At 65.9% G+C, this 12,263-nt stretch carries 11 protein-coding genes; all 11 read right to left on the bottom strand.

Features of this window, described 5'->3' with window-relative positions:
* Nucleotides 1-58 precede the first annotated feature (58 nt).
* Nucleotides 59-892, bottom strand: coding sequence for a class I SAM-dependent methyltransferase (locus tag ASF72_RS16355; protein WP_056600616.1), 834 nt, complete (start codon nt 890-892; stop codon nt 59-61).
* A 155-nt stretch (nt 893-1,047) separates the two neighbouring features.
* A complete protein-coding gene (locus tag ASF72_RS16350; protein ID WP_056600649.1) occupies nt 1,048-1,851 on the bottom strand; it encodes an IclR family transcriptional regulator in 804 nt (267 codons plus the stop codon).
* Between the two features lie 83 nt (nt 1,852-1,934).
* On the bottom strand, nt 1,935-3,188 hold the full coding sequence (locus ASF72_RS16345; protein WP_056600614.1) for an aminopeptidase P family protein: 1,254 nt from the start codon (nt 3,186-3,188) through the stop codon (nt 1,935-1,937).
* A gap of 58 nt (nt 3,189-3,246) precedes the next feature.
* Nucleotides 3,247-4,635: an MFS transporter gene (locus ASF72_RS16340; protein ID WP_056600611.1), complete on the bottom strand. Its 1,389-nt coding sequence runs from the start codon at nt 4,633-4,635 to the stop codon at nt 3,247-3,249.
* Nucleotides 4,636-5,076: 441 nt separating this feature from the next.
* Entirely contained in the window at nt 5,077-5,838 is a 762-nt protein-coding gene (locus tag ASF72_RS16335; RefSeq protein ID WP_056600610.1) for an HpcH/HpaI aldolase family protein, read from the bottom strand.
* Nucleotides 5,839-5,882: 44 nt separating this feature from the next.
* Entirely contained in the window at nt 5,883-6,860 is a 978-nt protein-coding gene (locus ASF72_RS16330; protein WP_056600608.1) for an aldo/keto reductase, read from the bottom strand.
* Nucleotides 6,860-7,759, bottom strand: coding sequence for an ATP-binding cassette domain-containing protein (locus ASF72_RS16325; RefSeq protein WP_056600606.1), 900 nt, complete (start codon nt 7,757-7,759; stop codon nt 6,860-6,862). The genes ASF72_RS16330 and ASF72_RS16325 overlap by 1 nt, the downstream gene beginning before the upstream one ends.
* On the bottom strand, nt 7,756-8,616 hold the full coding sequence (locus ASF72_RS16320) for an ABC transporter ATP-binding protein (protein WP_056600604.1): 861 nt from the start codon (nt 8,614-8,616) through the stop codon (nt 7,756-7,758). Before ASF72_RS16320 ends, ASF72_RS16325 begins: the two co-directional genes overlap by 4 nt.
* Nucleotides 8,613-9,533: an ABC transporter permease gene (locus ASF72_RS16315; RefSeq protein WP_056600602.1), complete on the bottom strand. Its 921-nt coding sequence runs from the start codon at nt 9,531-9,533 to the stop codon at nt 8,613-8,615. The genes ASF72_RS16320 and ASF72_RS16315 overlap by 4 nt, the downstream gene beginning before the upstream one ends.
* Nucleotides 9,530-10,465, bottom strand: a complete 936-nt coding sequence (locus tag ASF72_RS16310; protein ID WP_050685394.1) for an ABC transporter permease — start codon at nt 10,463-10,465, stop codon at nt 9,530-9,532. Before ASF72_RS16310 ends, ASF72_RS16315 begins: the two co-directional genes overlap by 4 nt.
* A 4-nt stretch (nt 10,466-10,469) precedes the next feature.
* The gene (locus tag ASF72_RS16305) at nt 10,470-12,095 is read right to left on the bottom strand and encodes an ABC transporter substrate-binding protein (RefSeq protein ID WP_056600600.1); all 1,626 of its coding nucleotides are present in this window, start codon (nt 12,093-12,095) and stop codon (nt 10,470-10,472) included.
* Nucleotides 12,096-12,263 lie beyond the last annotated feature (168 nt).

Below are 12,263 nucleotides of genomic sequence, written 5' to 3'. Positions count from 1 at the left end.
CGTGTTCCACCCGCCCTTGGCAGTCGCCAGATGACAAGCCACGCAGACCACCGCCCTCCTAGGCCTTCTGCAGGGTGAAGATCCCGTACCGCATCGCACCGCAGCGGTAAGCCAGGATCATGCGGGGAATGCCGAGGACGGCTCCGCGGTTGCCTGCGCTCAAGGCGAGGCGGCGGGCTTCGCGGTCAACGAGGAGGGCTTTCACCAACCGGAGGGCGCAGATTGTCCAGGTGCGGGCAACGCGGCGGCTGACATCCTCGTAGCCGGTGACCGTGAAGCCCGCCGCCGTCGCCATCGCCTCGTAGTCCCCGCGGGTGCCCATCGAGGGCAGCCGGCCTTCGCGGCAGATGGGCTCCAGCAGGTGGCGGACCTTCAACCCGCCGGCGTTCGTTTCGGCCAGCCAGGCGCAGATCACGAAGCGGCCACCGGGCGACAGCACGCGGTGGGCCTCGGCGAAGAACCTGGGCTTATCGACCATGTGTTCGCTCGACTCGATAGCCCATGCGGCGTCGGCGGTGCCCCCGGCCAGCCCGTTGTCGAGCCAGTCCCGGACCCGGATTTCCACGTCGGGCACGGGCTGGCCGGCAGCGTAGCGCGCCTGCTCCTCTGACAGCGTGAAACCGGTGACACGGACCCCGTGCAGCACCGCGAGCCGCCTCGCCGTGGCGCCGTAGCCGCACCCGATGTCGACGCACGCCTGGCCGGGCGTGAGGCCCAGCCTGTCGCCAACCGTGTCCACCAGCGCCTCAACGGCCGCGCCGGCCGTCTCGCGGCCCGTCGCCCACAATCCGTGGTGGACATGCTCACCCCACACGCGGCGGTAGATGGGATCGAGCTCGTCGTAGTGCTCCGCCACAGCCTCGGCGCTCTGGGAAATATCGGGAACGATCACGCCCTGACCCTACAACGGCGCTCCGGCACGAAGGAAGGGTTTGGCCGACGCCGGCACCCGCCTCCCGCCGTCGTCCTGCGTGCCGTCCACCCGGCAAAACCGCAAGGTGGACCAGGAGGTTTGTCGCAACCATCGCCTAGAGGTCCAACAACGCCTCAGCGGGACCGGGCGCGTCCGCCCAGACGTGCCGTGACTTTCTGCGCAGCCGCGGCGCACGATTCCCCGAGGGCGTGAAGGCGGTCCGTGGAAACCCGGAATCTTGGGGCAGGGATCAGGACGGCGGCCACAACGTCGCCGCGGTGATCGTAGACGGGCGCGGCCACGCCCACCTCGTCGATGGAAGTTTCTCCATAGTTAAGTGCCCAGCCGCGGCTGATGCCGTCCCTCAGCCGGACCATATAGGCATCCAGGCTGACGTCGTCGAGGCCGGGGTAAGAAATGGCGCCGCTGCGCAGGAGAGTTCGTACCCGGGCTTCGGGTTCGTTGGCAAGGAAGACCTGCACTGATGAACTCAGGGCGTCGCTGTAGCGTACGCCCAGCGGGGCGGTGTGTTTGATCTGCTGATGGCTGGCGATCTGCTCAACACAAATCGATTCGTCGCCGCTCCACATCATGAGGGCACTGGTTTCGCCGGTCTGCTCGGTGAGTTCGCGGAGCACGGGATAGGCGACGCGGCGCTCTTCCAATTCGGCCAGCAGGGGGCCGGCCACGGCAATGAGTCCGAGCCCCAGCCGGAAGCGGCGGGTTTCCTCGTCGCGCTCCACGAGGTGTTCCTGTTCGAACGTGGCCAGGATCCTGGAGACGGTGCTTTTGTGCAGGCCCACACGGTTGGCGATTTCGGTAACGCCCAGGAGCGGCTCGTCAGCGGTGAAGGTGCGGAGGACGGCGATCGCGTTGACGATGACGGAAGCACCCTTGCTGTCGCCGTTGGCTGTGGTCTCGGATTCAGTTGCACTCATGGTGTTTCCCATCATTCCCTACAGTCGCCGGAAGCGGCGCCAGGGGCCTGGCGCCGCTTCCTCGTGTGCCGCTAATGAAAGGATCAGCCGCCGATGATGTTGTATTCGGGGCCAAACGGGAACTTGGTGATGTTCTCGGCACCGTCCCCCCCTACTACCAGGATGTCGTGTTCCCGGTAGCCGCCGGCGCCCGGCTGGCCGTCCAGGACGGTGATCATCGGTTCCATGGAAACCACCATGCCCGGTTCCAGGACGGTGTCGATGTCCTCGCGGAGCTCCAGTCCGGCTTCCCGGCCGTAGTAGTGGCTGAGGACGCCGAAGGAATGTCCGTAGCCAAAGGTGCGGTTGGCCAGCAGTCCGTGTCCCACATAGATCTCATTAAGCTCGGCGGCGATGTCCTTGCAGACAGCCCCTGGTTTGATAAGTTCCAGGCCGCGCTTGTGGACCTCGACGTTGATGTTCCAGAGTTCCAGCGAGCGGGCATCTGGCTCACGGTAGAAGAGCGTCCGTTCCAGCGCGGTGTAGTAGCCGGAGGTCATGGGGAAGCAGTTCAGGGACAGTATGTCGTGTTCCTGTATCTTCCGCGTAGTGGCCCAGTTGTGGGCGCCGTCGGTGTTGATGCCCGACTGGAACCACACCCAGGTGTCACGGATTTCGGAGTCGGGAAAGGTCCGGGCAATCTCGTGGACCATGGCTTCGGTGCCGATCAGGGCCACCTCGTATTCGGTGATTCCGGCCGTGATGGCGTTGCGGATGGCTTCGCCGCCAAGGTCACCGATGCGGGCGCCGTGCTTGATGACCTCAATCTCTTCGGCGGACTTGATCATGCGCTGGCGCATGGCTGCCTGGGCCACGTCCACCAGGGCTGCCCCGTCAAAGGCCGCCTGGATCTTGTTGCGGTTATCCAGCGGCAGCGAGTCGTCCTCCACGCCGAGGCGGCGCGGCGTGATGCCGCGGGTGCGCAGGACCTCCTGGATGGCGAAGATGTAGTTGTCGCGGCGCCAGTCGGTGTAGACCAGGTTGTCTCCGTAGCTGCGGCGCCAGGGCATACCGGCGTCGATGTTGGCGGTGACGGTGACGTTGTCGGCCTGGGTGACCACCATGGCGTACGGCCGGCCGAAGGTGGTGAAGAGGAAGTCGGAGTAGTACTTGATGGAGTGGTAGCTGGTCAGGACGACGGCGTCCAGATCCTTCGCTGCCATGATCCGGCGCAGGCCGGCCAGGCGGCGTTCAAACTCGGCGTCGGAGAACGTCAGGCTGACCTTTTTGCCGTTCCGAAGGATCTTGGTGCGCTCCAGTTCAGCGACGGTGGTTGCGTTATCGGTGCTAACGGTCATGGTGATGCCTTTCTGCGGTGCTGTTCTTGGTGAGGAAAAGGGTGTGGAGCCGGGGCGGCTACTCGTGGCGCAGCGGTTCCCTGCCCGTTTCGCGGGAGAGCGCGACGGCGACCAGGGAGATAAGGGCCGCCGCGACCAGATACCAGGCGGGAGCGAGGTCGTTGCCCGTCGACGCGATCAGGAGCGTTGCCATGAACGGAGCGGTGCCGCCGAACAGGGCGTTGGACAGGTTGAAGCTGACCGCGAAGCCGCTGTAGCGGACGCGGGTGGGGAACATTTCGGCCAGGAAGCTGGGCAGCGTGCCGTCGTTGAGGGTGAGCATGGCGCCCAACAGGATCTGGACCAGGACGATGATGAGGAAGTTCCCTGTTCCCAGCAGCGCGAACGCGGGCACGGTCAGCAGGATGAACGTGATGGACGCGCTGATCAGCACTTTCTTGCGTCCGTAGCGATCTGAAAGCATCCCGGTCAGGAAGATGAACCCGATATAGGTAACGAGCGCAATGGTGGTGGCGAGGAATGATTCGGTGGCACCGAGGCCCAGCTCAGAGGACAGGTAGGTTGGCATGTAACTGAGGATCACGTAGAACCCGACGGCGTTGAGCAGCACGGCGCCGACGGCCTTGAGCAGCAGCCGCCAGTGGTTCCGGAACAACCCCGCCACCGGCGCTTTGATGGTTTCGTCCTCCGCTGCCAACTCACGGAACACCGGGGTGTCTTCGAGCTTGGTCCGGATGTAGCGGCCAATCAGTCCCATCGGGGCGGCCAGCAGGAACGGCAGGCGCCAGCCCCAGCCGTGCATCGCCTCGGTGCTGAGCATGGTGGTCAGCAGACCCGCAATCAGGGAGCCGAAGAGAAGTCCGGCCGCAGTGCTCGCGGGAACCACTGCGGCGTACAGGCCGCGCTTGTTCGCGGGAGCGTACTCCACCAGGAAGGCCGAGGCCCCGGCGTATTCCCCGGAAGCGGAGAAGCCCTGAACAACGCGGATCATCAACAGAAGGACCGGCGCCCAGATGCCGATGGTGTCGTAACCCGGGATCAGGGCGATGCAGAAGGTTGCAGCGGACATGATCAGGATTGAAAGGGAGAGTGCGGTGCGCCGGCCCACTTTGTCCCCGATGTGGCCCCAGACGAAGCCGCCAAGCGGACGCACCAGGAACGAGATGGCAAAAAGGGCGAACGTCAGCAGGAGTCCCGTCTGGGGGTCCGACTCAGGGAAGAACACGGTGGCGATCGTGACGGCCAGGTATCCGTAGACGGCGTAGTCGAACCATTCAACAAAGTTGCCGATGAAGCTTGCCGCGACGACCCGGCGGCGCGTTTCCCTGCTGACGACGTTGTCAGCAAGGTGCAGCTGCTGGCCGCTCAGTGTGCTGCCTCCATGGGCGCGGTTATGCTCCGCACTCGCGATTCCTTGGAGAGGGGAGGATGAAGTCTCGTTACTCATTTGTCCACCAAGTTGTTTGGGGTTGCAATAAGCGCAACGCTGTTGCAACAGACTATGCGTGATGCGCGACACAGTCAATGCTTTTCGAGTGCTTTCCACCGCTATTCCGCTCTATTCCACTGCCTCATCATGACGCATTGGCAAGGCTGCCGCCGTCGTCCCAGCTTTCACGAGGAACCAACGGCGAGCGCCGCGGTCGGTTTATTGGTTGCATTCAGCACAACAAAGTTGCTAAGAGTGCCCAATGCAAGTCCGACGCCGGGCGCCCGCGTCTCCACGAAGGATTCCCATGCGAGCCAGGACGGGAGGCCGCCGGCCGCCGCCCTGTAGGAACCCGCCGGAAACAGAGCGCAAAAATCCCCGGTCGGGTTCTCCCGGCCGGGGATTGCTGCGGCGCGTTTGGCGGAGGCGGATGTAAAGGTCCGCCCAGTGATTCCCCGCTTACTCCCCGCGCGCCGTCGACAGGTGACCTGCCGCGGCAATTTCCAGATGCGTCAGGTCCGACGCCACGGTCACGAACGTGAAGCCCTCGGCGATCCGCTGGGCCGCCACCTCACCGCTGGGCGTGTGGATCGCCGCGATGACGTCGGCGGCTTCGGCCGCCTCCCGGATGGTCACCAGGGCAGCGTTGAAGACCTCTGCCACGTCCGGATCGTTCGGGAACTTCCCGCCCACGGCGAGGCATAGATCGGACGGGCCGATGTACACCCCGTCGATCCCGGGCACTGCGCAGATCTCCTTCACGTTCTCCAAGCCTTCGGGCGTCTCGATCATGGCCAGGCACAGCACGGTGGCATCGGCTTCAGCAGGCTTGGGACCGATCCGCAGCGCCGAGCGCATGGGACCGTAGGACCGCATGCCGTGCGGCGGGTACCGGACTGCCCGGACGGCGGCAGCGGCTTCAGCCGCGTTGTTGATCAGCGGCACGATCACCCCGGCGGCACCTGCGTCGAGCGCCTGGCCAATGAACGCTGCGTTGTTCGAGGGCACCCGGACGATCCCGGCGGCCCCGGCGGCGTCGATCGCCATCAGGCCGTGCAGCCAGCCGGAGTACCCCATCAGCCCGTGCTGGGCGTCCAGGGCCACGTAGTCGTACCCCAGCCGCGCCACCCGCTCGGTGGATACCGGCGAGTCCAGGACCACCCAGTATCCGACGACGGCCTGCTTGGCCCGGGCTTTTTCGGCAAATGCTGCGGCGCTCATGGCGGATTCCTCTTCAGTTTGGCGATTCAATGGTCAGCAGAAGGCTAGCGGTTGTACTTGGGCATGGGCCCGCGGATTTCAGCGGCCACCGCGTCGCACGCGGCCACCACATCGGCCGGCAGCGGACCCTTCGCGGCAGCCGTGATGTTGGCCTGCAGCTGCTCCACTTTGGACCCGCCCAGCAGGACGGACCCTACCCCCGGCTTGCTGACCAGCCACCGCAGGGACAGCTCCGGCATCGGCAGGCCCGCACCGTCGGCAATCCCGGCCAGCTGCCGCACCGCTTCAAAAAGCCGCGGGTCCCAGTACCGCTGGCGGTACATTTCAGCCAGCCGCGAGTTACCGAACCGGCCTTCAGCGGGCTCCTCCGAAAAGGTGTGCCTACCCGTCAGCAGCCCGCCGCCCAGCGGGTTGTAGACCATCGTCAGCAATCCGGTGTGCTCCGCAAACTCCAGGTATTCGTCCTCCAGCCGGGTGGCCAGCAGGTTGTACAGCTGCTGGGCCACCACGGGGCGGACGACGCCGGCGGCATCGGCAACGGCGTTCAGCTCACCGATCTGCCACGCGGCGAAGTTGGACACACCCCACGCGCCCACCTTGCCTTCGGTGATCAGGCGGCCGACGGCGGCAACCGTCTCAGCGGGCGGCGCGGCACGGTCGGGCATGTGCAGGTAGAACAGGTCCAGCCGGTCGGTGGCGAGCCTGCGGAGGCTGCCCTCCACCGAGAGGCGCAGGCCTTCCGCGGAGAGCGGTGAATGCTCCCCTGCATCCGGGTGCGGCATGCCGGCCTTGGAGGCGAGGATAACGGCGTCGCGGTGGGCGGGAAGGAGCTTGGCCAGGATTTCCTCGGTGGTTCCCCCGGCGTACCCGTTGGCCGTATCAATCACGGTGATGCCGGCGTCGAGCGCTGTTTCCAGCATCCCCGCCGCCACCTCTTCGGACGCGGTGTCCCCGAACGTCATGGTGCCCAGCGCCAGCTGCGAGATGGGCAGCTCCAGTCCCGCCACGGTGGTTCCCTGCATCAGCTTGCTTCCTCCATCAGTACGGGTTCGCCCTGGGGCGCTACTTTGTTCAGTCGGGACACTACGTCCCGGGGTTTGCGGCCGGTCATGGTCAGCGGGTCCAGCGCGGCGGCCCGCAGCGCACGGGTATAGGGGTCGCGGGGCGTGGTGAGGACCTGCTCCGTTGGCCCCTGCTCCACGATCCTTCCCTTGGACATCACCAGGACGTGGCTGCTGCTTTCGCGCACCACACCCAGGTTGTGGCTGATCATCAGGTACGTCAGGCCGGTGGCTTGCTGGATGTCCGCCAGCAAATCAAGGACCTGCGCCTGGACGGAGACATCCAGGGCGCTGGTGGCTTCGTCGCACACCAGCAGCTCCGGTTTGGAGGCCAGCGCCCGGGCAATGCCGATGCGCTGCCGCTGCCCGCCGGAAAACTCTGCCGGCCGCCGGCCCAACGCCGAGGACGGCAGGCCCACCTGGTCGATCAGCTTGGCTGCCTCGGCCCGTCGTTCCTTCGCGGAGCGGATGCCCCGGAGGGTCAGCGGTTCGGCCACGATGTCCTCGGCCGTCAGGTGCGGGTCCAGGGAACCGTAGGGGTCCTGGAAGACCATCTGTACCTTGGCGCGAAGGGGCCGCAGCTGGCGTGCCGGCATCCGGGCGATGTCCTGGCCGCTGAGCAGGATCTGGCCGGAGGTGGGGGTGAGCAGCCGGACGATTGCCTTGGCGATGGTGGACTTGCCGCAGCCCGACTCCCCCACAATCGCCACGGTGCTGCCCCGGGGCACGTCGAAGCTGACGTCGTCCACGGCCCGGAAGGTGCTGCGGTGCACGGCGTAGTCCACGGTGAGGTTCTTGACGGACAGCACCAGGTCCTTCGCCGGCAGCGTTCCGGCCGGGGTCTGCAGGGTGGCGCTCACGGGTGTGCTCCGTTCAAAGTGTTGGACGTGGCCGGGTTGAAGACCGGGGCATTGTGCTGTGGTTCCCCGTCCCAGTGCCCCAGCTTGGGCACCGCGGCCAGGAGCTTCTGCGTGTATTCGGTCTGCGGGTGCTCCACAATCTGCTCCACTTCACCGCTTTCGACAAACTTTCCGTCCTTCATCACGTGGATCCGGTCCGAGACCAGCCGGGCCACGCCCAGGTCGTGCGTGATCATAAGGATGGCCACGGAGGTGCGTTCCTGCAGTTCCATCAACAGGTCCAGGATGCCGGCCTGCACGGTAACGTCCAGGGCGCTGGTGGGTTCATCAGCCACCAGCAGCACCGGATCCACGGCGAGCGCCATGGCGATCAGGACGCGCTGGAGCATGCCGCCGGAGAGCTGGTGCGGGTACTTCTTCAGCTGCGCGTCCGGGCTGGGGATGCGGACCTGTTCCAGCAGCTCCAGGCAGCGCCGGTTCAGGTCGGCTTTGGACATGGCACCTTTGCGGAGCACGGCCTCGCCCAGCTGCCGGCCGATGGTGTGCACCGGGGACAGGGCCGTCATGGCGTCCTGCGGGATCAGCGACACGGACCGGCCGCGGAGTTTCGCGAATTTCTTCGGTTCGGTGACCACGTCCACGCCGTCCAGCATGGCGTGGCCGGAGATGACGGCGAGGTCGTCCGGCAGGAGCCTCAGGAGGCCCATCGCCGTCGTACTTTTTCCCGATCCTGACTCACCGATGATGGCGACGGTCTGGCCGGCGTCGATGCTGAAGGAGACGCCGTCCACGGCGCGGATCACCCCGCCGGTGGTCATCAGTTCGATGGAAAGGTCGCGGACCTCGAGGACGCTCATGCTGTGGTTTCCTTCCGGCGGCGGACGCGGTCCCGGAGGCCGTCCGCCAGCAGGTTGACCCCCACCACCAGGATGGCGATCACGGCGCCGGGCAGGGTGACGATCCACCAGGAGGTGGTGAGGAAGTCCTGGCCGTCGGAGATGATGCGGCCCCAGGTGGCGAACGGGCGCTGCGGCCCGGCGCCCAGGAAGCTCAGGGCGCTTTCCATCAGGACGGCGGTGGCCAGCAGCAGCAGGACCACCACGATCACCTGGTTGATGACGTTGGGGATGATGTGCTTCACCAGTGTGGTGATTTGGGGCAGTCCCAGCACCTTGGCGGCCTGCACATAGGGCTTTTCGCGTTCCACCAGGACCAGGGACCGGGTGAGGCGGGCGGGTTCGGGCCATTGGGCGATCGCGATCACAAACGTGATGACCGGGATGGACGGGCCAAAGAGGGCCACCACCAGCAGGAGCATCATGAGCAGTGGCAGCGAGAGCTGGGCTTCGATCAGGCGGGACACCACGGCGTCCACCCAGCCGCCGAAGAACCCTGCGAGGGCACCGAGGACAACGCCCACGACGCCGGAAATCACCACGGCGAGCACGCCGATGGTCAGTGACACCTGGCCGCCGTGCAGGACGCGGGAGAGGATGTCCCGGCCCAACTGGTCAGTGCCGAAGAGGTGGCCGCCGCTGAGCGGGGGCAGGAAGCGGGACGTGATGTTTTGGGCATCGACGTCCGGCAGCGGGAGGACCTGCGCCAGGACGATCGGCAGGACCACGATGGCGGTGAGGAACGCCCCCAGGACCATCTTCACCTTCGCCGAGCGTTCCCGGCGGGCCGCGGAGGAGCGCTTGAGCAGCTGCTTGGTGACCGCCGTCGGGCGTTTCATGGCCTGGGCGGCGAGCGGGATTTCGTTGATGGTGCTCATGCCACGGACACCTTTCCGAGCCGGACGCGGGGGTCCAGCAGCGGGTAGCAGAGATCGATCAGCAGCTGGACGCCGACGGCGAGGACGGAGGTCACCAGCACTGTTGCCTGGATGAGGGGGTAGTCGCGGGTTTCGAGTGCCCGGACCACCAGGGAGCCGAGGCCCGGCCAGTTGAACACCACTTCCACCACCACCACGCCGTTGAGCATGCCGGCAAACCGGGTGCCCAGGGTGGTGAGGATGGGGATGGAGGAGTTGCGCATGGCGTAGGCCCAGGTGAGTTTCTGCTCGCCTGTGCCGCGGGCGCGGGCAACCGTCAGGTAGGGGGCGGCCAGGTTGGACCCCACCTCGCGGCGGACCATCCGGGACACCAGGGCGATCTGCAGGATGGCGATGGTGGCAACGGGCAGCACCACCCCGGACCAGCTGGTGAAGCCGGAGGACGGGAAGATGGGGAACACCACGGCGAACAGGGTCAGGAGCATGATGCCGATCCAGAAATCGGGCATCGACTGTCCGGCGATGGTGAGGACGTTGACGCCCAGCTCACGCTTGGTGTCGGCACGCTTGGCCATCCAGACGCCCAGCGGGATGGCCACCACGATGGCCAGGAGGATGGCGAGGACCGCCAGAAAGATGGTGTTGGGCAGCCTGCCCAGCACCACGTCCAGGGCGGGTGCCTGGAAGGAGTATGACTTGCCGATGTTTCCGGCGGCCAGTTCCTTGAGGAAGATGCCGTATTGGGTGAAGAGGGGTTCATTGAGCCCCATGGAGGTCCGGATTTTTTCCAGGTCCCCGGTGGAGGCCAGCGGCCCGGCCAGGGCGTAGGCCGGGTCGCCGGGAGCCATGCGGATGAGCACAAAGACTGTGGACACGGTCAGGAAGATCGTGAGCAGGCTTTGGCTCAACCGTTTGGCGACGTATGTGAGCATGGGGCTAGCCGTTCACCTTGACTGTGGAGAGCTGGTACGAGTTGATGGGGCGGAGCTTGACGCCGTCCACCCGGGCGCGGCGGGCCAGGACGGCGTTGGGGATGAAGGCCCACATGCACGGCCACTTGGCCCAGATGTCCTTCTGGACCTGGGTGAGCAGTGCGGTGCTCTTGGCCTGGTCCGTCTCTGACGTGGCGGTGATGATTTTGCTGCTGATTTCGGGGAAGACGAAGCCGTGGTACGTGTCGCGGGTGGCTTCCTTCTCCGCCGTGCCGGCGTACATGCCCTGCAGGTTGGTCAGGGCCAGGCCGGTCTGGTTTCCATAGCCGTTGCCCAGGATGTCCCAGTCGCCGGCTTTGCCCTGCCGCCAGGAGGAGATGTCGCCGCCCGGCTCGAACTGCTGCAGCTCGGCCGTCACGCCGATTTCTTTCATCATTTCCACCAGGGCTTCCATGATGGAAACGTCGGCGGCGAATTCACCGGTTTCCCAGATCACCTTGACGGACAGGTTGGACACGCCCAGCCCGGCCAGCAGGGACTTGGCCTTGCCGGGATCGTAGGCGTATTCGCCGGTTTCGACGGCGCCGGCCAGGGTCTGCGGGACCACACCCTTGGCGGAGGTGACGGTGCCACCCAGGATGCCTTCCACCACGGACTTGCTGTCGAACCCGTAGGACAGGGCCTCGCGGACCTTGGGGTCCGACATGGGGCTGTCCGCCGCCTTGCGGAAGTTGTAGAACAGCTGGTTGTAGCGGGTTCCGGTGACCGATTCGATCTCGATGCCGTCCACGGATTTCAGCTGGGCCACCGAGTCCGGGGTGATGGAGTCAATCACGTCCACCTCGCCGGAACGCAGGGCCACCACGCGGCTGGACTCCTCAGACATAAACCGGACGTTGACTTCGCTGACGCTGGGCTTCTCGCCCCAGTAGTTCTCGTTGACGACCAGCTTGTAGGTGCCGGTGCCGCGGTCCGCGGAGGCCACCTTGTACGGGCCGGTGCCCACGCCGTCCTGCAGCTCTTCGGGTTTGTTGGCGGCGGCCGGGGTGATCAGGATGTTGGACATCAGCGTGCTGAGCACCGGCAGCGGCGCCTTGGTGTCCAGGGTGAAGGTCAGCTCGTCCTTCTTCGTGACGGTGGGCCATTCCGGGAACTGCGGGGCCAGGAAGGAGCCGTTGACCTGGCTGTACATCTCCAGGGCCTTGGCCACATCCTCCACGGCCACGCTGGAGCCGTCCGAGTACTTGATGTCGTTGCGGAGCTTGACCGTCCACTGTGTGGGGCTGGTCAGTTCAAAGGACTCGGCCAGGACGTTCCGGGGCTTGAGGTCATCGCCGATTTCCGTCAGGGCCTGGCGGACGGCCCGCTGGACGGTGACGGCGGCGTCGAACTGGTTGAGCTTGTTGTCCAGGCTGACCAGGGAGCGGTTCAGGCCCAGGGTCAGGGTGGTGGAACCGGTGGCTCCGCCGCCCGGGGCGCTCGGCGCCACGCAGGCTGTGACGGCGGGTGCCAGCACTGCGCCTGCTCCGGCCAAGGCGCCCCACCGCAGCAGGGAACGCCGGGAGAGGGAACGCTGTGCCACTTCGCCGAGGAATCCGCTGCCGCCGGCAACGTTGTCGGATCGAGTCATCTTTGACCTCCAAGTAAGGGGCCGGCACCTGCCGGCCGAGGCGCTGCATCCTGGTGATACCTGCCCCGCTGGTGTTACTGCCATCACAATGCCACGATTGCGCAAAGCGCGCAATAGGGCTAGCGTGTTTTGTGCAGACCAGATAGTTCTCGGTATGCAGGATCCATA

The sequence above is a fragment of the Arthrobacter sp. Leaf141 genome, from assembly GCF_001424565.1.
Classification (GTDB): Bacteria; Actinomycetota; Actinomycetes; order Actinomycetales; family Micrococcaceae; genus Arthrobacter.
Note: the sequence above shows the minus strand (reverse complement) of the source record. Positions and strands in the feature narration are given on the sequence as shown.